Annotated in this window: 19 protein-coding genes, 1 tRNA gene, 1 pseudogene and 1 other annotated feature; of the genes and pseudogenes, 7 read left to right on the plus strand and 14 right to left on the minus strand. The window is 43.3% G+C overall.

Going from position 1 to position 21,156, the window contains the following annotated elements:
- Nucleotides 1-55 precede the first annotated feature (55 nt).
- Nucleotides 56-1,546: a threonine synthase gene (thrC, locus tag KNL20_RS07885; protein WP_230397240.1), complete on the minus strand. Its 1,491-nt coding sequence runs from the start codon at nucleotides 1,544-1,546 to the stop codon at nucleotides 56-58.
- A gap of 160 nt (nucleotides 1,547-1,706) precedes the next feature.
- Between thrC and KNL20_RS07890 the strand changes: the two genes are divergently transcribed.
- Complete coding sequence (locus KNL20_RS07890) at nucleotides 1,707-2,372, plus strand: DUF3298 and DUF4163 domain-containing protein (RefSeq protein WP_230397241.1); 666 nt, start codon at nucleotides 1,707-1,709, stop codon at nucleotides 2,370-2,372.
- Here KNL20_RS07890 and KNL20_RS07895 read toward each other — a convergent pair.
- Together KNL20_RS07895 and KNL20_RS07900 are read right to left on the minus strand one after the other, a co-directional pair.
- The gene (locus tag KNL20_RS07895) at nucleotides 2,360-2,959 is read right to left on the minus strand and encodes a hypothetical protein (RefSeq protein ID WP_230397242.1); all 600 of its coding nucleotides are present in this window, start codon (nucleotides 2,957-2,959) and stop codon (nucleotides 2,360-2,362) included. The two genes, KNL20_RS07890 and KNL20_RS07895, sit on opposite strands and share 13 nt — an antisense overlap.
- A 134-nt stretch (nucleotides 2,960-3,093) precedes the next feature.
- The gene (locus KNL20_RS07900; RefSeq protein WP_230397243.1) at nucleotides 3,094-4,752 is read right to left on the minus strand and encodes a 2-isopropylmalate synthase; all 1,659 of its coding nucleotides are present in this window, start codon (nucleotides 4,750-4,752) and stop codon (nucleotides 3,094-3,096) included.
- Nucleotides 4,753-4,835: 83 nt separating this feature from the next.
- Nucleotides 4,836-5,098, minus strand: a binding site (T-box leader).
- Between the two features lie 82 nt (nucleotides 5,099-5,180).
- On the opposite strand from KNL20_RS07900, the gene KNL20_RS07905 reads away from it, so the two are divergent.
- Nucleotides 5,181-5,255 (plus strand) — tRNA-Pro (locus tag KNL20_RS07905).
- Between the two features lie 142 nt (nucleotides 5,256-5,397).
- On the opposite strand, the gene leuD is transcribed toward KNL20_RS07905, so the two are convergent.
- Both leuD and leuC read right to left on the minus strand, forming a co-directional pair.
- A complete protein-coding gene (leuD, locus tag KNL20_RS07910) occupies nucleotides 5,398-5,883 on the minus strand; it encodes a 3-isopropylmalate dehydratase small subunit (protein WP_230397244.1) in 486 nt (161 codons plus the stop codon).
- 14 nt (nucleotides 5,884-5,897) lie between these two features.
- The gene (gene leuC, locus KNL20_RS07915; RefSeq protein WP_230397245.1) at nucleotides 5,898-7,166 is read right to left on the minus strand and encodes a 3-isopropylmalate dehydratase large subunit; all 1,269 of its coding nucleotides are present in this window, start codon (nucleotides 7,164-7,166) and stop codon (nucleotides 5,898-5,900) included.
- A gap of 108 nt (nucleotides 7,167-7,274) precedes the next feature.
- Between leuC and KNL20_RS07920 the strand changes: the two genes are divergently transcribed.
- Nucleotides 7,275-8,168, plus strand: coding sequence for a LysR family transcriptional regulator (locus KNL20_RS07920; protein ID WP_230397246.1), 894 nt, complete (start codon nucleotides 7,275-7,277; stop codon nucleotides 8,166-8,168).
- A gap of 157 nt (nucleotides 8,169-8,325) precedes the next feature.
- Here the strand turns inward: KNL20_RS07920 and ilvC are convergent, their stop codons facing one another.
- From ilvC to KNL20_RS07965, 9 genes and pseudogenes are all read right to left on the minus strand, one after another.
- A complete protein-coding gene (gene ilvC / locus KNL20_RS07925; RefSeq protein ID WP_230397247.1) occupies nucleotides 8,326-9,345 on the minus strand; it encodes a ketol-acid reductoisomerase in 1,020 nt (339 codons plus the stop codon).
- 75 nt (nucleotides 9,346-9,420) lie between these two features.
- Nucleotides 9,421-9,920: pseudogene (gene ilvN, locus KNL20_RS07930) on the minus strand (acetolactate synthase small subunit).
- Nucleotides 9,921-10,163: 243 nt separating this feature from the next.
- On the minus strand, nucleotides 10,164-11,852 hold the full coding sequence (locus tag KNL20_RS07935) for a [FeFe] hydrogenase, group A (RefSeq protein WP_230397248.1): 1,689 nt from the start codon (nucleotides 11,850-11,852) through the stop codon (nucleotides 10,164-10,166).
- 12 nt (nucleotides 11,853-11,864) lie between these two features.
- The gene (locus tag KNL20_RS07940; RefSeq protein WP_230397249.1) at nucleotides 11,865-13,748 is read right to left on the minus strand and encodes an NADH-ubiquinone oxidoreductase-F iron-sulfur binding region domain-containing protein; all 1,884 of its coding nucleotides are present in this window, start codon (nucleotides 13,746-13,748) and stop codon (nucleotides 11,865-11,867) included.
- On the minus strand, nucleotides 13,745-14,224 hold the full coding sequence (locus KNL20_RS07945; protein WP_230397250.1) for an NADH-quinone oxidoreductase subunit NuoE family protein: 480 nt from the start codon (nucleotides 14,222-14,224) through the stop codon (nucleotides 13,745-13,747). Before KNL20_RS07945 ends, KNL20_RS07940 begins: the two co-directional genes overlap by 4 nt.
- A 190-nt stretch (nucleotides 14,225-14,414) precedes the next feature.
- A complete protein-coding gene (gene acpP / locus KNL20_RS07950) occupies nucleotides 14,415-14,648 on the minus strand; it encodes an acyl carrier protein (RefSeq protein ID WP_230397251.1) in 234 nt (77 codons plus the stop codon).
- A gap of 104 nt (nucleotides 14,649-14,752) precedes the next feature.
- Nucleotides 14,753-15,940 (minus strand): FtsW/RodA/SpoVE family cell cycle protein, encoded by a 1,188-nt coding sequence (locus tag KNL20_RS07955; protein WP_230397252.1) that lies wholly within the window; start codon nucleotides 15,938-15,940, stop codon nucleotides 14,753-14,755.
- Nucleotides 15,941-15,957: 17 nt separating this feature from the next.
- On the minus strand, nucleotides 15,958-17,769 hold the full coding sequence (locus KNL20_RS07960; protein ID WP_230397253.1) for a glycerophosphodiester phosphodiesterase: 1,812 nt from the start codon (nucleotides 17,767-17,769) through the stop codon (nucleotides 15,958-15,960).
- Nucleotides 17,770-18,024: 255 nt separating this feature from the next.
- Nucleotides 18,025-19,182: an SAM-dependent methyltransferase gene (locus tag KNL20_RS07965; protein WP_230397254.1), complete on the minus strand. Its 1,158-nt coding sequence runs from the start codon at nucleotides 19,180-19,182 to the stop codon at nucleotides 18,025-18,027.
- A gap of 342 nt (nucleotides 19,183-19,524) precedes the next feature.
- Here KNL20_RS07965 and KNL20_RS07970 point away from each other — a divergent pair, with 342 nt between their 5' ends.
- The 4 genes from KNL20_RS07970 to KNL20_RS07985 are packed head-to-tail and all read left to right on the plus strand — an operon-like array spanning nucleotide 19,525 to nucleotide 21,062.
- Entirely contained in the window at nucleotides 19,525-19,650 is a 126-nt protein-coding gene (locus tag KNL20_RS07970; protein ID WP_230400071.1) for a spore coat associated protein CotJA, read from the plus strand.
- A complete protein-coding gene (locus KNL20_RS07975) occupies nucleotides 19,647-19,928 on the plus strand; it encodes a spore coat protein CotJB (RefSeq protein ID WP_230397255.1) in 282 nt (93 codons plus the stop codon). Before KNL20_RS07970 ends, KNL20_RS07975 begins: the two co-directional genes overlap by 4 nt.
- Nucleotide 19,929: 1 nt before the next feature.
- Nucleotides 19,930-20,553 carry a manganese catalase family protein gene (locus KNL20_RS07980; protein ID WP_230397256.1) on the plus strand — a complete coding sequence of 208 codons (624 nt, stop codon included), beginning with the start codon at nucleotides 19,930-19,932 and terminating at the stop codon, nucleotides 20,551-20,553.
- A 14-nt stretch (nucleotides 20,554-20,567) separates the two neighbouring features.
- Nucleotides 20,568-21,062, plus strand: coding sequence for a superoxide dismutase family protein (locus KNL20_RS07985; protein ID WP_230397257.1), 495 nt, complete (start codon nucleotides 20,568-20,570; stop codon nucleotides 21,060-21,062).
- Nucleotides 21,063-21,156 lie beyond the last annotated feature (94 nt).

A 21,156-nucleotide genomic window follows, 5' to 3' on the forward strand; every position in this document is an offset into this window, starting at 1 on the left:
TTTATGTTGTGACATTTCATGCAGGTATGAAATGCAAGACCTTTTGACCCTGGTATTACCAAACTCCAAGTATTTTTTTTACAATGCCGTCCATCTCATCCACTTCTACTACTGTATCATGAAGTACCGGAGCTGTACGGATTTCTTCGATGGCGTCAGGCACCGGGACTTTTGCGATTTCGCAAAGTGCATCAATTTGCTCCATATCAGTCAACGTGTCAAAACGTTCTGCGTCAATTGCATGAAGAACACTCCTTGCAAACTTATACGGACTGGCCGTCGACGCAATCACGGTAGTCGCCAGGTCCTTCGTTTCTGCTTTATATTTGTCATATACGGCTGCGGCAACTGCTGTATGTGTATCAATCACATAACCTGTATCTTCATACAACTTCCTGATTGCTGCTGCTGCCTCGTCTTCTGTAGCATAATTTCCATAAAAATCTTTCAGTTCTGCCTTCATTTCGTCCGTAATCCCATAGGCTCCGCTGTCGGACAGGGATTCCATGAATGCCTTATTCTTCTCCTCAGATCCTGCAATCTTGTATATCAGACGTTCCAGATTGCTGGAAATCAATATATCCATTGAGGGTGAGGTAGTAAGGAGGAATTCCCGGTTTCTGTCATAATTTCCTGTCCGGAAGAAGTCATAGAGCACCTTGTTGTCATTGGAGGCACAGATTAGTTCACCGATTGGCAGCCCCATGTTTTTGGCATAGTAAGCGGCAAGGATATTTCCAAAGTTACCTGTAGGAACCACCACATTCATCTTTTCCCCGTCTTTCAGTTTTCCCCTCCGTACCAGAGATGCATAGGCATGCACATAGTATACCACCTGTGGCACCAGACGCCCAATATTAATTGAATTTGCAGAGCTGAACTGGAAACCTTCCCTCTCTAATTCTTCTGCCAGCTCTTTGTCATTAAAAATCTGCTTAACTCCAGTCTGGGCATCGTCAAAGTTTCCACGGATTGCTACGACATGCGTGTTCTTTCCCTTCTGTGTCAGCATCTGTTTTTCCTGAACCGGACTCACTCCATCCTTTGGATAAAATACAATAATTCTGGTTCCCGGAACATCCGCAAAACCAGCCATGGCTGCTTTTCCGGTATCACCGGAGGTTGCGGTCAGTATCACGATTTCATTATGAACTTTATTTTTCCTGGCGGAAGTTGTCAGAAGATGTGGAAGGATAGAAAGTGCCATATCCTTAAACGCGATGGTTGCACCGTGAAACAGTTCCAGATAATAAACTCCATCCCCTTCATGCAGAGGTGCTATCTCTTGCGTATCAAATTTTTCGTCATAAGCATGCGCAATACAGGATTTCAGTTCCTCTTCTGTAAAGTCCGTAAAGAAGCGGCCCATTACTTCGTATGCCACTTCCTGATAGTTCATCTTTATCAAATCACTCATCGGAATATTAAGCTTTGGGATCTGAACAGGAACATACAAACCTCCGTCCCCCGCCAGTCCTTTTAAGATTGCCTGTGAAGCTGTTACCGTACTTCCATCGCCACGGGTACTTTTATATAATACATCCATTCGTCAGCATCTCCCATCCTTTGTTTCTACTCAATCTATTCTTGTAAATTATAGCATAGGAGCGTGTTTGTGACAACTGTGAAAATTTCGTCTGTTTTTCTTTGTCATACAGAATTATTTTTGACAATATATTATAGTAACCCTTCTTTCAGGAGAAATTATGCAGACCATATATAATAAAACACTGGAAGATACGATGTATTATCGTACCATTCCAGTGTTTGTCTATAAAATCAATTACCCATTCTTCACAACCACATGCAATGCGGATGCGGGACGGCAAATCAGTGCATACTATGCAGCGGAGGCCAAAAAGACGGAGACTCATTGCCGTGAAGATCTTTTTCCTCTGGCCGTTGACAGTGCAGGATACCGTCCAAGCAATCAGCCACCTTTCCATAGCTATACGTTGGATGTCGTTTATAAGATTACTTACAACTCCGCTTGCATCACAAGCCTTTATATGGAAGAATACACGTTTATGGGAGGTGCACATGGAGCAACCATACGCACTTCCCATACCTGGGATTTTATCAGTGGTAAACAATTTGAATTGAAAGACTTCTTCCCGGATAATCCCTCCTATCAGCAAAGTATCTTCGAAAATATTAATGCGGAAATAGCAAAAAGGCAGGCAGCCGAATCCGAATTTTATTTTGAAAACTATAAGGAGCTTGTAGGGAACACATTTAACCCCAAAAGTTTTTACCTGACACCAGATGGAGTCGTTATCTATTTTCAGCAATATGATATTGCTCCCTATGCGAACGGAATTCCTGAATTTTTATTTCCATTTAAAATGAAGAATGCTCTTCACAGCACCTGAACTAAAAAAGCGGTGGTTTGGGGTGGGATACTTGCTGTTTGAAAATTAGCATGGGTGATTCGCACCCTTTGCCCTGGACGGAGTGAACGAAGACCGATATGATTTCCATTCCGATCGAGAATAACTGTATGATCGGTAATTACAAACCTCATCTGACGATTCAGATTGTTAGGGCTTCCTGTATAGAGAAAGCCATTTCTGAAATCCACAGAAGCAATCCGGTCTGTCGTTACATCCACCCTCTCATGTACCTGTCTTCTCACCATAATAAAGAATGCCTTTGACTGAGGCGGAAGGCTTCTGGTCATCACCGGTGAAAACAATGCATCAATCCACATTCCTTTTCGTATATCACGAAGGCGCATGGGACGTCCTGAAGGATTTGTGATGCGTGTATTTCCACTCACATTCAGCTGAAGGACTTCTATAGAGGTTAAGCACCTTGCTCCTCTGATTGCATAAGATATTAAGATAGAACCGGAGCCGCGGCCGGAATCCGTAACCTCTTCCACCAGTGCATTATCGACACGCATAACATTGCCATTTTGAGAAATCGTACCTCTGTTGTCAGCAAAACAATTACTCATATTCAACTCCTGTGACCCTATAATTATATTCCTATTATTATATGCGTCCATGAGTGTGAAAGATATAACTGAAAGGGGGATGCCACTTCGATTTGTGGAATTCCTCTTTCAGTATTCTATTTTCCATTTAAAATCTAACGGTTGTTGATAGCCACTATAAGCGCATCAATACTGGCGCGTATAATATCAGGATCCACACCCGCGCCCCACGCCAGTGAGCCATCTGGTTTTCGAATTCCCACATATGCGATTGCCTTCGAGCTTGAGCTTTGTTCAAGCGCATGCTCCTGGTAAGTAACCAGATCAAATTTCAAATCATATGCCTTTTTCAGTGCATTGCTTACCGCATTCAAGCGACCATTTCCAACAGCGGTTGTTGTAATCTGGTTTTCTTCAAAGACAGATGTAACCTCTGTTTCAATCCCTCCATCCGGAAGCTGGCGAAAATGAACTTCATTGATGCTGTAGGGATTTTTAACATTTTCAAATGTTTCTTTGAAGAGACTGAAGATTTCATCCGGCATCAGCTCTTTATGCAGATGATCGGAAAGTCCCTTGGCAGCATAGCCCATAGTTTCACGCATCTTTGGAGGAAGATTAAGCCCATACTTGGTCTCCAGTATATATTCCACTCCGCCTTTTCCAGATTGACTGTTTATTCGAATCACATCCGCATCGTAATTTCTTCCTACATCTGTAGGGTCGATTGGAAGATACGGAACCGTCCAATGCTCCGAATCCACATGCTCATTCCAGTGCATACCCTTGGCAATTGCATCCTGATGAGAACCTGAAAATGCTGCAAACACCAGTGCACCACTGTAAGGACTTCTCTCATCCACTTTCATGCCTGTATAGTTTTCATACTTTTCACAGACATCTGACATTTCAGAAAAATCAAGTCCAGGACTCACCCCCTGTGAATACAGATTCAAGGCAAGTGTAACAATATCTACATTTCCTGTCCGTTCTCCGTTACCGAATAAGGTACCCTCAATTCTGTCCGCACCGGCCAGAATTCCCATCTCAGCATCACAGACCCCACTGCCCCGGTCATTATGCGGATGCAGAGAAAGAATCACATTCTCACGATCGTTCAGATTTTTATTCATATATTCAATCTGGCTGGCGTACACATGGGGCATGGATAACTGCACCGTACTAGGCAGATTAATAATCGCTTTTTTATCAGGTGTGGGCTTCCATACATCTAATACTGCATTACATACTTCCAACGCATATTCCGGTTCTGTTCCCGTAAAACTTTCCGGGGAATACTCGAATCGGAAGTTTCCTTCTGTTTCCTCTGCAAGTTTCTTCAGTAATTTGGCACCTGCAACTGCGATATTTAAAATTTCTTCTTTGGACTTTTTAAATACCTGCTGACGCTGTGCAAAAGAGGTAGAATTGTAAACATGCACAATTGCCTGCTTACATCCATCAAGTGCTTCAAAGGTCTTGCGGATAATATGCTCTCTGGCCTGCGTCAAAACCTGCACAGTAACATCAGCCGGAATCAGATTGCGTTCAATCAGTGCCCGTAAAAATTCATATTCGGTCTCGGAAGCTGCAGGAAATCCCACTTCGATTTCCTTAAATCCGATTTTTACCAGTAACTTAAAAAAATCAATCTTCTGCTCAAGACTCATGGGAATTATCAATGCCTGATTACCATCGCGCAAATCAACGCTGCACCAGATTGGGGCTTTATCTACATAATCTTTTGTCACCCACTCCTGATAACCTGTCGGCGGCATATAATACTGCCTTTTGTACTTGTTTGGATTCATCATAATAATTCTTTCCTCCCTGTTATTTTTGTGTTTACAAATGATTTGGAACAAAAAGAAAAAGCCTTTCGTCTCTTACTGTTCCTGTAAGAGACGAAAGACTGCTATTTAGTCCTGCGCGGTACCACTCTGATTTGCGAATTGCTTCGCACGCTCTGCGGATACGGATTTAATTCAAAATCTTATATCCTGCCCGAATAACGGTGGGCTTCCGTCTGCGCTTACTTTTCCGAAGAATTTCAGGCAGCCGCTCAGAGGGCAGTTCCAAAAGCTCTCTCTACCGCTTCACATCAACCAGCAGCTTTCTGAAATCAAGAACTGATATACTAATCCTCTTCATAGCATTTCGCTTTTCCTTTTATTTACAATAACATTTAAATTAACTCTTGTCAACCACAAAAATATCTGCTATAATAGCCATGTTGCTCGGACGGGGTATAGCGAAGTTTGGTTATCGCGCATGACTGGGGGTCATGAGATCGCTGGTTCGAATCCAGTTACTCCGATAAAACGCTGTAAAATTAAGGGTTTGTGAGGCTTAGAGGCTACGCAGACCCTTGGTTTTTTATACCAAAGTATGTAAGAGAAGCTGCCAGTGGCAGCTTCTCTTACATACTTTGATTGGGTTTTTGAATGGATCTTTCTATCCTATTTCCTGTTGATATAATTAATCAACCCTTCCGATTCTATTATTTTCTGCATAAACGGAGGAAACGCCTGTCCCTGGTACTGTGTATTCCGGGTTATGTCGTAAATCATACCCGAATCGAAATCAATTTCCACCTCGTCTCCTGCTATGATTTCTTTTGCCGCCTCCGGGCATTCTATAATCGGAAGTCCGATGTTAATGGCATTGCGATAGAAGATCCTGGCAAATGTCTCCGCAATTACACAGCTGACCCCCGCAGCTTTCAGGGCGATAGGTGCATGTTCACGAGAAGATCCACATCCAAAATTCTTGTTTGCTGCAACAATGTCACCATGTTCAACTTTTTTTATAAACTCCTTATCTATGTCTTCCATGCAATGCTGTGCGAGTTCAGCCGGATCGGATGAATTCAGATATCTTGCCGGTATGATTACATCGGTATCCACGTTGTCTCCGTATTTAAAAACTTTTCCTTTTGCTTTCACGATTCAATCTCCTCCTATATTCCCAGTTCTTCCGGGTCGCTGATTTTACCGGTCACAGCACTTGCGGCAGCCACTGCCGGACTTGCCAGATATACTTCGGAATCCACATGACCCATACGCCCTACGAAATTTCTGTTTGTTGTAGAGATGCAGCGCTCTCCCTCGGCCAAAATACCCATATATCCGCCAAGACAAGGTCCGCAAGTCGGTGTGCTGACAACAGCACCAGCTTCAATAAAGGTTCTTAAAAGCCCTTCTTCCATCGCCTGCAGATAGATGTTCTGCGTCGCCGGAAGTATGATACACCGGACATTCTTCTTTACTTTACGCCCATTTAGAATTTCTGCCGCAATACGCAGATCCTCAATTCTTCCATTGGTACAGGAACCAATCACAGCCTGATCCACGGCAACATCTTCCCCGATTTCGTCGATTGTTTTGGTGTTCTCCGGAAGATGGGGAAATGCAATTGTAGGCCTTAATTTTGATAAGTCAATTGTGTACTCCTCGTCATATTCAGCATCCGCATCCGCTTCATATACCTTATAAGGACGTTTAGAATGCTCCTCCATATAGGCAATCGCTTTTTCATCTGCCGGAAAGATTCCATTCTTTCCCCCTGCCTCAATTGCCATGTTTGCAATCGTAAATCGGTCATCCATCGTAAGGTTTTCAATGCCTTCACCTGCAAATTCCATGGATTTATATAATGCCCCATCCACGCCAATCATCCCGATAATATGTAAAATCACATCCTTACCGCTCACCCATCTGGAAGGTTTTCCAATCAGGTTAAATTTGATGGCTGAGGGAACTTTGAACCAGGCCTTCCCTGTTACCATACCGGCTGCCATATCTGTACTTCCCACCCCTGTGGAAAATGCGCCGAGCGCGCCGTACGTACAGGTATGAGAGTCCGCTCCGATAATTACATCTCCCGCCACAGTCAACCCCTGCTCAGGAAGAAGTGCATGTTCAATTCCCATCTGTCCTACGTCAAAATAATTTGTAATATCATGCTTACAGGCAAACTGCCTTACACATTTACAGTGCTCTGCGGACTTTATATCCTTATTGGGAACAAAATGATCCATCACGAGGGCAATCTTTTCTTTATCAAAAACCTCCTTTTTATCGAATTTATCCATCTCATGAATCGCTACCGGAGATGTGATGTCATTGCCTAAAACCAAATCCAGGTTTGCCTCTATCAATTGTCCGGCTTCCACACTGTTAAGCCCGGCTGCCTGAGCCAGTATCTTCTGCGTCATCGTCATACCCATGCTTCTTACCTCCAAAAATCTTTCTGTTGTAAGTTTATCATAAAATTTGATATAATAGAAATACATATTAAGAATACTTACCATAATTTTTAGTTATAGGAGAAAGATATGGATCAGGGATTATCACAATATTATGTATTTTACATCACAGCCCTCTGCGGAAACATTTCAAAAGCGGCTGAAAAGCTTTACATCAGTCAGCCCGCAATCAGCAAATCCATTCAAAAGCTGGAGAAAACGCTGAAGACATCATTATTCAAGAGAACCTCCCGGGGTGTCACGCTAACGGAAGACGGAGAACTTCTCTTTCAGCATGTTCGGGAGGCCTTTTCACAATTAGAAACAGCAGAACAGATACTTGAGCGGAAACATACACTGGGAATCTCGCACCTCAGAATCGGTGCCAGCGCAACACTTTGTAAATACGTTCTTCTGCCTTACCTGCAGGATTTTGTCGTCACGAATCCGCATGTTAAAATCACCATCAGCTGTCAGTCCTCTTATAAAACCATCGAACTGCTTCAAGACGAAAAGATTGATGTTGGATTAATCGGTACACCCAGCACTTCAAAGTCTTTTGAATACTTCCCCATACTTTCCATCCAGGATACCTTCGTAGCCACAGATGCCTATCTCAGTAATCTTTCTTTACGGGAAGAGACTTCCAATCTGAACCATACGGCAACTTTTATGATGCTGGATGATGAAAATATAACCCGGCAATACATTAATGACTGTCTGAAAGAACAGTCCATACAGTTGGAGAATATTCTGGAAGTTTCAACCATGGACCTTTTGATTGAATATGCCAAAATCGGATTGGGCATTGGCTGTGTCATCAAAGAATTTGTTCAGGATGAGTTAAGCAATCACGCGCTTACTGAAGTACCCTTAAAAATCCAGATTCCAAAGCGCGGGATAGGATTTGCTTTCCTTAAAGAATCGATGTCAATCATGCCGGTGAATACTTTCCTGCAGCAGGTGACCAAAATGCAGTGCTAATCCGTAGATATGATTTTTACCTGCTGGCCGCGATACAGAAAACCTGCCACTGGCAGCTTTCCTTTTACACCTTGGTATCAAAAAAACACTGCGGGGAAGCAAATCAACTTACTTCCTTCGCAGTGCTCTTAATATTATATTGATTTTTAGCCATACATTAGTTATTAATCAGTTTATCCTCATCGCTCCAGCTGTATAGCTTACGAACTTCTTCCCCAACCTTCTCTGATGAATGTTCGGCAGCCAGTTTCCGCATAGCTCTGAAGTGCGCTTGTCCGCCTGCTTCAGACATATCCAGAAGGAAGTCTTTTGCGAATGTGCCATCCTGGATATCTTTCAGGATTTTCTTCATGGTTTTCTTAGTCTCATCGGTAATAATCTTGGAACCGGTTATATAATCACCATATTCCGCAGTATTGGAGATGGAATATCTCATACCGGAGAAGCCCGACTGATAAATCAAATCTACAATCAGCTTCATCTCATGGATACATTCGAAGTAAGCATTTCTCGGATCATATCCAGCCTCACACAGTGTTTCGAACCCAGCCTGCATCAATGCACAAACACCACCGCAAAGTACAGCCTGCTCTCCAAACAGGTCAGTCTCTGTCTCTGTACGGAAAGTAGTCTCCAGAACACCTGCTCTTGCCCCACCGATTCCAAGTGCATATGCAAGAGCCTTGTCCAGCGCTTTTCCGGATGCATCCTGCTCAACAGCAACCAGACATGGAACACCTTTTCCTACCTGATATTCGCTTCTTACAGTATGACCCGGTCCTTTTGGTGCAATCATCGCTACATCCACAAATTTTGGAGGTACAATCTGTCCGAAATGGATGGCAAAACCATGAGCGAACATCAACATATTACCTTCTTCCAGGTTCGGCTCGATATCCTCTTTGTACATCTTCGCCTGCTTCTCATCATTAATCAGAACCATGATGATATCTGCCTGCTTTGCAGCCTCTGCTGCCGTATACACTTTAAATCCCTGTTCTTCAGCCTTTGCCCAGGACTTGCTGCCTTCATAAAGACCGATGATGACATCACAACCGGAATCCTTTAAGTTCAAAGCGTGGGCATGTCCCTGACTGCCATAGCCTATAATTGCAATTTTCTTTCCCTCCAGCAGTGAGAGATTGCAGTCTTCCTGATAGAAAATTCTTGCTGACATTATCTTATTCCTCCAATTTTAATATATTGTTAAAGGTGCTGCGAGCACTGCCGCAGCAATCCCTTTAAGCAAGGCTTAATCCAGGTACCGGACATCTTCCTTTCCCCGGGACAGTCCCGTAATTCCGGTTCTGGCCAGTTCAAGTATCTCATGCCCTTCCAGTAAATTTAAAAATGCATCAATCTTCGTCTGTGTTCCGGTCATCTCAATAATCAGTGAATTCGTTCCCACATCTATGATTTTTGCACGGAAGATATCGGCAACTGCTATAACACTTTGTCGCTGTGATGCATCTGCCAGTACCTTCACCAGAATTAATTCGCGGCTTACACTCTCGTCCGGCTGCAGAACTTTGATATCACGTACATCGACCAGCTTCTCCAGCTGCTTCGTAATCTGATCTAAAATCGGCTCGTCCCCGGTACATACTACTGTCATCCGGGAAAATCTGGGATCTGCTGTCACCCGACAGTCAGACTGTCGATATTATATCCACGGCGGCTGAAAAGACCAGCTACCCGACTTAAGACACCGGAAGTATTTTCAACCAGAATCGATAGTATTCTCTTCTTCATCGTAAATACCTGCTTTCCTAATATTAACTTTGCATTTCATTCTACTATTGATTATTGCCGTTGTCAATCAAATTTCTGAAAACGGTCAATCTGCCCGTCAAATATTATACCAAAATTGGCTTCTTATATAAATATTAGGGTGATTGTCCACTTCTGAAATAGATTTTCTATACAATATTATAGAACCGCAACTTCAGATGATTACAGCCACCCTGAATATTTCTTATCTGCTTTCAGAATAAATCAATATCCGGTATTATGAAGCAGATCGTGTGCCTTTCCTTTCAGTTCACCGATGTAAAAGCTCTGGACTAATGGGTTATCGTCGCATTTTTTTAAAATGGATTCACTGTCTGCATGGTATAAGCCCATCGCCCTGTCTTTTCTCTGACGGGGAACCACGGGTATCGGCTGTCCTCCGCCCATAATACACCCTCTGCGGCATGCCATCACTTCAAGGAAATCGTAGTGTGCTTCTCCCGTTTTTATCTTTTCCATGACAGTATGTGCGTTTGCCAGACCATTCACTACACAGATACTTAAGTCACGGCCCTCGTAAGGTACTGTAAATTCTTTGATCTTTGTTTCGCCCCGTACCCCGCTTTCGGCAATCGCCATCCTTGTCTCTTTGTCGTGTCCCGGGTTCAGATGGCGCAAAGCAGCTTCTGTAACACCTCCGGTCACACCGAAAATTACACCTCCGCCAGAACCAAGCCCATATGGTACATCAGCCGCTTCCGGTTCCAGACTCTTAAAGTCCAGTCCGAAGTTTTTAATCATACGGATAATTTCAGTGGTCGTAAGTACGTAGTCCGTATCCTGTTCACCCTTTGTGCTGCTGTTGGAGCGGACCGCTTCCTGCTTTTTCGCTGTACACGGCATGATAGCCACTACAACTGTCCTCTTTCCTTCAACATTTTTCGGATTGCGGTAATATTCTTTAATCACCGCCGACAGCATGCCCATAGGAGAACGGCAGGTAGAGAGATTCTGCTTATATTCCGGATAGTGATCACAGACATATTTTACCCATGCAGGACAACAGGAGGTCATAATCGGCAGATTTTTCCCAACCTCCAGCCTGCGTCCGAATTCAGCGGACTCTTCCACGATCGTGAGATCTGCACCAAACGTAGTATCATATACCTCATCAAACCCCATACGGTGCAGTGCATTGACCAGCTTTCCCATGACATTTTTCCCCGGATTCATTCCAAAAGCCTCACCAACAGCCACCCGGACTGCCGGTGCAACCTGAATTACCACACGTGTATCCGGATCCGCCAATTCATCCCAGACCTCATCTGTCTGCGTATGGATACTGATAGCTCCTGTCGGACAGTAAACCCGGCATTGTCCGCAATTTACACAGTCCGTCTCTGCCAGTTTTTTATGAAATGCAGGCATTACAACCGCCTCTGTTCCACGGAATGCAAAACCGATGCATCCGATTCCCTGGAGCTCTTCACAGGCCCGGACACAGTCTCCGCAGAGGATACATTTATTCGGATCTCGGATAATTCCGGGCGAGCTCGTGTCAATCTCATGCGTTTCCCGGGTATTGTCAAACCTGACATCGTGTATTCCCAGCCTGCGGGCCAATGTCTGCAGATTACATTCTCCGCTTTTTACACAGGTAGTGCAGTCCCGGCAATGAGCTGCCAGCAAAAGCTCAACAATCAGTTTCCGATGTTTCTTTAATTTTCCGGTATTGGTGAAAATAACCATCCCATCTCTGGGTTCTTCGGAGCAGGAGGCAAATGTCTTTCCCCTGTCATCCTCGACCGTACAAAGTCTGCAGGCACCAAATGTAGATACTTCTGAATGGTAGCAAAGTGTGGGGATATCTATACCTGCATTACGAATTACAGAAAGCACATTCTTTTCATCGGTAAATTCCACCTTTCTACCGTCAATCGTCATGATTCCCATATGCTTATCCTCCTAGGCTTCAATATAAACAGCATCAAAACTGCAGTTTTCTTTGCAGGCACCACACTTGATACACAGATTTTCGTCGATATGGTATGGCTGCTTCTTCTCACCGGTAATCGCTCCTACCGGACAGTTTCTGGCACATTTGCCGCACCCTTTGCAGTTGTCTTCGTTAATCACAAATTTCCGCATGGCCTCACAGACCTTCGCCCGGCACTTATGATCTCTGATATGTTCCTCATATTCTTCACGGAACAGTTTCAGAGTAGATAATACGGGAAGAGGTGCGCTCTTGCCAAGTCCGCACAGTGCCATACTTTTTACCATCTCCGCCAGTTCCTCCAGACGATCCAGATCCTCCATCTCACCTTTTCCATCAACAATCTTTTCAAGGATTTCCAGCATACGTTTTGTGCCTTCGCGGCAGGGCACACATTTGCCGCAGGACTCCCGCTGTGTAAAACCCATAAAGAAACGCGCAACCTCCACCATACAGGTGTGCTCATCCATAACAACCAGACCACCGGAACCGATAATCGCCCCATATTTTTTTACAGAATCAAAGTCCAGCGGAACGTCCAGGTGCTCTGCTGTCAGACATCCTCCGGACGGGCCTCCAATCTGAACTGCTTTAAATTTCGTTCCTCCCTTCATTCCTCCGCCTACATCATAGATGATTTCACGTAAAGTAGTTCCCATCGGAACCTCAATCAAGCCTGTATTCTGAATAGAACCTGTAAGCGAAAAGGTTTTGGTTCCCGGACTCCCTTCCGTACCATAGCTTCGATACCAGTCGGAACCATTTCCTATAATCTTTGGGATAAGGGCAAATGTCTCAACATTGTTAAGTACCGTAGGCTTCGCCCAAAGTCCTTTTTCCACCGTACGGGGCGGCTTAACACGCGGCATACCGCGATTACCCTCAATAGAAGCGGTCAGTGCGGAACCCTCGCCACAGACAAATGCACCTGCTCCACGGTTAATATGGATACGGAAACTGAAATCAGTTCCCAGTATGTTGTCTCCTAACAAATGATGCTTTTCCAGCTCATCAATTGCGTGGTGAAGACGGGATACAGAATTGGGATATTCGGCCCGTACATAGATATAGCCCTCTCGGGCTCCAACTGTATACGCACCAATCATGATACCTTCCAGTAACGCATAGGGGTCACCTTCCATTACAGATCCATCCATAAATGCTCCCGGATCACCTTCATCTCCGTTACAGACCACGTAACGCGTGTTCTCTTTCTGACGCATGACCTGCTTCCATTTCCGTCCAGTAGGGAATCCCCCGCCCCCGCGCCCTCTAAGCCCCGATTTTTCAACCTCCTCGGCCACTTCTTCTTTTGACATTTCGAACAAAGCCTTCTGCAATGCAGAAAATCCTCCGGACGCTATGTATTCTTCTAATGAAAGCGAATCATATTTTCCACAGTTTGCCAATGTCATTCTCGTCTGTTTTGCAATAAACGGAATCTCTTCCGGATCTTCATAGGTAATACCAGCCTGCTTATACAGAAGTTCATTGAGGACCTCATCCCTCAAAACAGAACGTTCAAAAATTTCCAGACAATCTTCTGTCTTTACTTTCACATACTGTATAACCTTGCCCCCTTTCTGGATTCTCACCAAAGGACCCAATTCACAGACGCCTTGGCATCCGGTATGCTTTACCCCTGCGAAATGCTGTCCCCCGCAAGGATTAAATTCCACTGTTATATCGTCTGTATTGGAAGTAAGCTCCATAAAAGTCTCATAAACCGCTTCAGAACCGGTGGCAATACACCCTGTGCCTGAACAGACCAGTACACGGCATTCATAGGAATCCAAAACCTTCCGTTCTTCTTCAGCCAGCTTGATCAAATCACTTCTTGTATCAATTGTCATACATCTTCCCCCCGCAATTCCTGAATCAATGTAATTGCTTTTTCCGGTGTCATACGGGGATGAACCCGATCATTAACCATCAAAGTAGGGGCCAGTCCACAGGCTCCCAGACAAGATACAGTTTCCACCGTGAACACCATGTCTTCTGTCGTATGTTTTTTCTTGCTTAATCCCAGTTCCTTAAACATAGCATCCAGAACAGGACCTGATTTGCGCACATGACAGGCCGTACCGTCACATACTTTGATGATATACTTCCCCTTAGGTTCGAATGAGAAATTCTCATAAAACGTAGCAACACTGTAGGCTTTTGCCTCCTGTACCCCAATTTTATTCGCCACATAGCTGAGTAACTCCCCTGGCAGATACCGGTATTCCCCTTGAATATCCTGCATAACAGGAATCAAAGAGCCCGAATTTCGCCCATGATGCTCAATAATCTCGTCTGCCTTCGCATAATAAGACTGATCCAGCATAGAAAAACCTCCTCCATTCATTTATAATACAAGTATACTCTTTTGCCGTTATTCTCACAACAGATTTTCCAAACTTTATATTTTTTTCGTTAATATATACGAACAAACAAAAATCAAAAAAATAAACCGATGTAAAATATTACTTTTTACATCGGTTTATCCTTAAAGTATGTTCAAGTGATTTGGTGCACTAATTCTCTACACCTTTAGATTTTAAATATTCAATTACAGATCCGACAGTTTCAAGGTCTGTCAGTTCGTCGGCCGGAATATCAATTCCATACTCTTCTTCCAACGCCATAACCAGTTCAAACAGGTCCAGGGAGTCAGCCCCTAAATCGTCCTTAAAAGATGTATCTTCCGTAATCATATCCCCTTCGCAGTTTAGCTGTTCCTCCAGGATACTTCTCATCTTTTCTAACATTTTCTTTCTACTCCTTAAATCAGTTTTAAGATATTCATCACTGCAATTTTAAAGGCTGAACATTACTTTGTCAATATATTTCTGATGTTTTTTCTCTTTTATTGTTACGATTCCGAAGTGAACTTTATCTGTCTGGATACAGACAGCGCTATCCCTATTTCAATCATTAGAAAAAGAACAGACGTTCCTCCATAACTGATAAATGGAAGTGTGATTCCGGTGGTCGGAATCAAATTTAAAACCACACAGATGTTTAATATGACTTGAAGTGATATATGTGCAAAGATTCCGCTTACAATCAGTGAGCCATATAAATCCGGCGCATTCTGAGCAATAAAAAACAGGCGGTAAAGCAGATATCCAAACATCAGTAATACTAAGACAGCACCGAATACACCCAGTTCTTCACAGATAATTGAAAAAATCATATCATTTTGAGCTTCCGGTATCGTGCTGAGCTTCTGTTCACTGTTTCCAAGCCCTTTTCCGAAAAATCCACCCGAGCCAATAGCGTATAATCCCTGAATTACCTGGAATCCTCCATCCTCCAGATTCCCCTCAGGATTCAGCCACGTAAGGACACGGCGGATCCGAAATCCTGAAGTTGCATCTATATTTGCCGCTATGAAAGTAAGTCCGACTGCAATCAGGATTCCGGCCGCTGCCATTGCTATAACAAAAGGCATGGTCTTTGGATGTGCCAGATAAATCAGCACACAGGCAATGCCGAGAATAATCAGAGCCGTGCTTAGATTATCTGTGAATACTTTTGCCCCCAGAGCCTGTACACCTCCGACAATCAACAGGATACAGACCGCCTTTAGGGATTTGACCTGTTTGCCCATCTTTATGATGACCACCGGAAGGAAGAGTATGACCGCAATTTTTGCCACTTCTGATGGCTGAAACTGTATAACTTTCAGGTTCAGCCACCTTTTGGAACCATTTGCGCCATACCCGAGCGGTGAAAAACGTACCATTCCCATAAGGACAAATGCAGAAATATACACAAAACCCGCAAGCTTAGAGAATATTCGATAATTCATCTTTGAAATGATAACAGCAGCCGCAACCGAAGCCAGGCTGATGAGTGCCTGTTTGCGGAAATAGAACATGTCATCTCCCTTGATTTTCTGAATCGCCTCATAATAGCTTGCGCTGTATAGCATAACTAATCCAAAGCAAATCAGCAATATAACCGCAGCCAACAGATTATAATCATAATAATATGGTCTGACTTTGACTTGTTTTTTTCTTTTTTGCCTGATGACAGCATTTTGTTCTCTTGCCATATATTATACAACTCCTTTTATTGCAAAGCATACTTAAGCAGTGTCAAGAACGTAGGATTCCGGTCAGTTTCTCCTAAAATCACTTTCCGGACCAATTCCGGATCATCGGTAATGATGTTATCCACATTCATACTTAACATACGCTGCATATCTCCTTGATAATTCAAAGTCCAGGCATGAACCTCCTTACCCATCTTATGAACATCCTTCACAAATTGCCCAGTTATATAGGTATGCTTTACACTGAAAAAATCCGCATCACTTAGTTCCGATAAGTCTCCATAACTCATCCTCAGCGTATATCCCGTCTTAATATCCGGGTTTTCCTGTTTCACCTGTTTTAAAAACTTATAATTCATAGATGTGATCACGCAATCCCTGGTAAAGTCCTCATCCTCAATTATTTTGACAACCTTCTTCACAATACCTTTGTTATGTCCATTATATTTTACTTCTATATTCAGTTTCATCTTACCTTTACAGAACCTAATTACCTGCTCTAATGTAGGAACCGGTTCACCGAGGAATTTTTTATTGAACTTCACACCTGCATCCAGCTGGTTAATCTGATCTGAGGTAATATTCCAGATATTTGCAGAGAATCCGGTAGTTCTTTTTAAGTTTGTATCATGTAACAGAACAATCTCACCATCTTTTGTTTCCTGAACATCTATTTCCGCCATATCGGCCATGGCTTCCACAGCGTAAGCCATCGCACTGAGTGTATTTTCCGGTGCCATTCTGGCTCCCCCTCTGTGAGCTGTTACTGCAACAGCAGCCCGGGAAGGCCCCATGTCGGGCAAATTTCTTCGAATTGCTCCCAGGAGATATGCAGACTCCGCCAATACAATAAACACTGTTATACCGTATAGCATAAATTTGGATGACATCACCCGTGCAAAAGCACTCTTCTTCTCTGAACCCAAGCTTCGGGGCTCTTGCTTTTCCACCATCTCAGATTCCGCAAAGCAGATATAAAAATATAGCAGCGTAAGCATAATTCCTGCGCTTCCGGCAGCCACACCTGCCGCATACTGAATCAGTCTGCTGTAAAAAAGTACTGCACTTACCATTGTTCCTGCTGCTTTCAATGTCGTCACACATACCACCATAATCATCAAGGCAGCCATATATAGAATGAAAGCAATCAGAACAGCAAAAATCTGCACTGCCACTGAGCCTGATAACACTTTTATCCACCTTGCTTTTCCAGACCTCACAGTATGATTATGGAATTTCTTAAGATCCTCCTCAGGCATGAGGTAACAGGGCAGACGCAAAGAAAACACTGCAGATGCGCAAATCAGCAGTACCAGAAGCACTGTCATTTGAAGATAGTTGGAACTTCCCAGCTGCTGCAGAGAAAACTGCAGCAGTTTCGTCTGCGATACATTCCAGATCAAAAAATGTATGCACAGGTAGGGAGTGCATATAATTACATAAAAAAGTCCTCGTACAGGATATTTTTTTAAAAATCGAAGTGTCCCTTTCCAACCCATATATATTATCATTGGAAGAATGGTTTTTTGTTTTCTGCGGGAGCTTTCAAAGCAATACAAAAGAGTACTGACTTCAAATGTCAGTGCAAAACACATAACCAGAAGCCCCAATACCAGAAAGAAAATGGTAGGCGGATAGGTGATGAATTTTCCAAAGTTTTCAGCGGTAAGATAGCTGTAGCCCAGTTTATTCAGGCATATCTGAATGGCAAAATCTGACCCCTTCTGCAGCAGTACGATGGAAATAATCCGATAAGTTATTTCAAATATAAGCAAGCCAAGCCAGTTTTCCTTTAAAATTCGGATTGCAGCTTTTACAAAAGGTTTCATATTCTCATCCCGTCTAAATCATTTACATAAGTATACCATAAAAACATAGTATGTAAATCAATTTTCGAACATAAAGTTTATGTTCATACTTCGTATACACTATCTTTACAAAAGGTTCAAAGGGGAAACATAATTTTCTAACACTTCTCTGATAAATTAATAAGTAAGGAAAGATGTTAGCAATATTTTTTCATATATTTTTCTTTTTCATAAACCGGCGCCTGCCCAGCAGACGCCGGTCCTCCTTTTTATCCTCTATACAACCCTTGTCATGGGCAGATCGTTGTTCACTCCTTTTGAAATTAATATCTGATGCAGGTCGATGATTCCATTATGAAATGTGGCTGCACAGGATGCCAGATAAAGTTCCCACATCCTGGTAAATTCTTCACCCTGCAGCTTTAAGATTTCATCTCTGTGTTTCAGAAAGTTCTCACGCCAGCATAACAGGGTTCTGTTATAATGTCTTCTAAGACTTTCCACATCCAGTGTATAGAATTTGTACTCCGGCAGGATAGACATGATTTCTCTTAGGCTTGGTATCGTACCTCCGGGAAAAATGTATTTTTTAATCCATGCATCGCCCTCGTGTTCTTCCAGTGCACTGATGTAATGCAGTAAGAATAATCCCTTTGATTTCAAGACAGCATCTACATTCTTCATAAACAATTCATAATTCCCACGCCCTACATGCTCTAACATGCCTACGCTGACAACCCGGTCAAACTGCAGTCCTGATTTTTCCAGTTCTCTGTAATCCATCAGTTTTACTTCCAGTGAATCCTGCATACCGTCCTGCTCAATCTCTTCAGAAAACTTTTTATACTGCTCTTCACTAAGCGTGATGCCCATTCCCTTCACACCATATTTTTTCACAGCCTCTTTTAGCAGAAATCCCCAGCCACAGCCTATATCCAGTAGAACCATGCCGGGCTCCAGATGCAGTTTTTCCAGGATATGGTCTACTTTTGCTGCCTGGGCCTGATATAAGCTATAGGACTCCTCCTTAAAATAGCCACAAGAATAACTCATGGTTTCATCCAGCCACAGACGGTAAAACTCATTCCCTATATCGTAGTGCGCTGTTACTTCTTTTTTCTGGTTCTTTCTGGATTTTGAGGTAACAATCAATTTTTTCAGTGCTGATTTGTCTGTGGTAAACTTCCCCATCTCTCCCAGGAACAAATTCAAAACCTCATAGAGGTCACGGTCAACTTCTAAATCACCGCGCATATATGCCTCACCCAGAGCGAGCGACGTACTGGTAAGCAACGCTTTTTGATCCGGGTCCTTATTGAATGTTACAGTGAATTCAGGAGTGCCGTCACCTATCTGAGAGATTTCATTACCGGACTTCAGGCAAAAAGTCACAGGTATGATATGTTCCAGGTACTCTTTTATAAATGTCTGCATTGTTTCTTCCTCCTTTTTTTCTGCCAGTATTGGCTTCAAAAAGCTACTATATTATTATAAATCCTTAAATTTGATTTTCAACCCTGTTATGTCAATTTTAGTAATGTTTCATATTGTAATATTGAAGGAAACTTCAAAGAAAGGAATCATATGGATAATTATCGCACAAGCCGCCCCGGATGTGGTCAAAGGCCAACAAATTATAGTAATTTGCAGCAGCCACGCCAGCCTTCAAGATCCGCAGTGCCTTCTATGCCTTCAGCACCTTGCGTGTCTTCGACTTCTTCTTGCGGCTGCACTCAAAATTCTATGTTTGACAAACTGGATACACTTTCGGTTGCTATGGGATATGTTCCTCTTACGCATTTTGACAAAACATTTGATCTGTGTACAGCACTTCAGCGTGGAACGATTTTCCCTGATCTTTTTAAACCATTCTGTGGAAAGGGAGGAGGGGGCTGTAAATGATAAACGATCGAATCTCCCGGGAAGAATTACTAAGTATGATAGATCAGTTTAGTTTTGCTATCGTTGATATAAGTCTTTATCTGGATACGCATCCATTTGATGAAGATGCTCTGGACTATTTCCATGAAAAGTCATCACTCCGACAAGAAGCCATGGATCTTTATACAAAAAAATATGGTCCGCTTACCATAGAAGCTGCACATGACAGGGCCTCCCGCAAGTGGGATTGGGTCAACCAGCCATGGCCATGGGAAGTAAAGAAGGGAGGATGCCGTTAGTATGTGGAATTATGAAAAAAGATTACAGTATCCTGTAAATATAACGCGGCCAAATGCAAAAATTGCACAGATTATTATGAGTCAATACGGTGGTCCCGATGGTGAGATGGGTGCCTCCATGCGCTATCTCTCACAGCGTTTTGCGGCACCAAATCGTATCTGCATGGGCGTTCTTAATGATGTGGGTACAGAAGAGCTTGCTCACCTTGAAATGGTTTCCACCATCGTTCATCAGCTGACCTGTGATCTGTCACCGGAGGAAATTGAAAAATCGGGTTTCCTTAATTACTATACGGATCATACCGTAGGAATATGGCCGCAGGCTGCCGGAGGTATTCCATTTAATGCCTGTGAATTCCAGTCATCGGGTGACGCACTTGCAGACTTATTTGAAGATCTTGCCGCTGAACAGAAGGCTAAAAAGACCTATGATAACATCTTACGTGTTGTAAAAGATCCTGAAGTTGCTGATCCGCTGCGCTTCTTGCGTGCCCGTGAACTCGTACACTTCCAGCGTTTCGGTGAAGCTTTGCGTTCTGTTCAGGAACAGTTGGATGCCAAGAACTTCTATGCGTATAACCCCAGCTATGATGCCCCTACCTCCTGCCCACCCAATAGCAGATAAGGCGGTATGAAAATATGAGAAATGAATTAGCCACGGCATTGCAATTCATCTTGGACTCTGAGCCGCAGGCTCAGGCAGTTGTTCATGGAAGAACAGGATTTGAGGAGATACAGGGAAATGTGTATTTCTATCCCTTCTGGGACGGAACTCTGGTGGCAGCAGAGATATCCGGTCTTCCGAAAGGACAGAATGTATGCCATGGACACTTTTTCGGATTTCATGTACACGACGGAAAAGGATGCACTGGAAATGCTTCGGACCCATTTGCCGACGTCCATGAACATTTTAATATCTACAACTGCACACACCCCAATCATACGGGGGACCTCCCCCCATTGCTGGCAGATAACGGATATGCACTGAGCATCGTCTATACAGACCGCTTTGTACCGGAAGAAGTAATTGACCGTACCATTGTGATACATCAGAATCCGGATGATTTTACAACGCCTCCTTCCGGCCACGCCGGATTAAAGATGGCCTGTGGAGAAATCAAGGCAGCTTTTTAAGTACAAAGGAACTGCCGCCGGCAGTTCCTTTGTATACTTTAGTATTTTAAAAGTCCATGGGCTAATGCTTGTCCATGGACTTTATCTTATCGTA

The organism is Novisyntrophococcus fermenticellae (genome assembly GCF_018866245.1).
GTDB lineage: Bacteria > Bacillota > Clostridia > Lachnospirales > Lachnospiraceae > Novisyntrophococcus > Novisyntrophococcus fermenticellae.

Coding starts and splice junctions, on each gene's coding strand:
- KNL20_RS07890 (WP_230397241.1), top strand. CDS start 1,707: ATGCAGACCATATATAATAAAACACTGGAAGATACGATGTATTATCGT.
- leuC (WP_230397245.1), bottom strand. CDS start 7,166: ATGGGTATGACGATGACGCAGAAGATACTGGCTCAGGCAGCCGGGCTT.
- KNL20_RS07960 (WP_230397253.1), bottom strand. CDS start 17,769: ATGAAACCTTTTGTAAAAGCTGCAATCCGAATTTTAAAGGAAAACTGG.
- KNL20_RS07935 (WP_230397248.1), bottom strand. CDS start 11,852: ATGGGAATCATGACGATTGACGGTAGAAAGGTGGAATTTACCGATGAA.
- KNL20_RS07985 (WP_230397257.1), top strand. CDS start 20,568: ATGAGAAATGAATTAGCCACGGCATTGCAATTCATCTTGGACTCTGAG.
- KNL20_RS07975 (WP_230397255.1), top strand. CDS start 19,647: ATGATAAACGATCGAATCTCCCGGGAAGAATTACTAAGTATGATAGAT.
- KNL20_RS07945 (WP_230397250.1), bottom strand. CDS start 14,224: ATGCTGGATCAGTCTTATTATGCGAAGGCAGACGAGATTATTGAGCAT.
- ilvC (WP_230397247.1), bottom strand. CDS start 9,345: ATGTCAGCAAGAATTTTCTATCAGGAAGACTGCAATCTCTCACTGCTG.
- KNL20_RS07940 (WP_230397249.1), bottom strand. CDS start 13,748: ATGACAATTGATACAAGAAGTGATTTGATCAAGCTGGCTGAAGAAGAA.
- KNL20_RS07980 (WP_230397256.1), top strand. CDS start 19,930: ATGTGGAATTATGAAAAAAGATTACAGTATCCTGTAAATATAACGCGG.
- KNL20_RS07965 (WP_230397254.1), bottom strand. CDS start 19,182: ATGCAGACATTTATAAAAGAGTACCTGGAACATATCATACCTGTGACT.
- KNL20_RS07900 (WP_230397243.1), bottom strand. CDS start 4,752: ATGATGAATCCAAACAAGTACAAAAGGCAGTATTATATGCCGCCGACA.
- KNL20_RS07920 (WP_230397246.1), top strand. CDS start 7,275: ATGGATCAGGGATTATCACAATATTATGTATTTTACATCACAGCCCTC.
- thrC (WP_230397240.1), bottom strand. CDS start 1,546: ATGGATGTATTATATAAAAGTACCCGTGGCGATGGAAGTACGGTAACA.
- KNL20_RS07895 (WP_230397242.1), bottom strand. CDS start 2,959: ATGAGTAATTGTTTTGCTGACAACAGAGGTACGATTTCTCAAAATGGC.
- KNL20_RS07955 (WP_230397252.1), bottom strand. CDS start 15,940: ATGGCAAGAGAACAAAATGCTGTCATCAGGCAAAAAAGAAAAAAACAA.
- acpP (WP_230397251.1), bottom strand. CDS start 14,648: ATGTTAGAAAAGATGAGAAGTATCCTGGAGGAACAGCTAAACTGCGAA.
- KNL20_RS07970 (WP_230400071.1), top strand. CDS start 19,525: ATGGGATATGTTCCTCTTACGCATTTTGACAAAACATTTGATCTGTGT.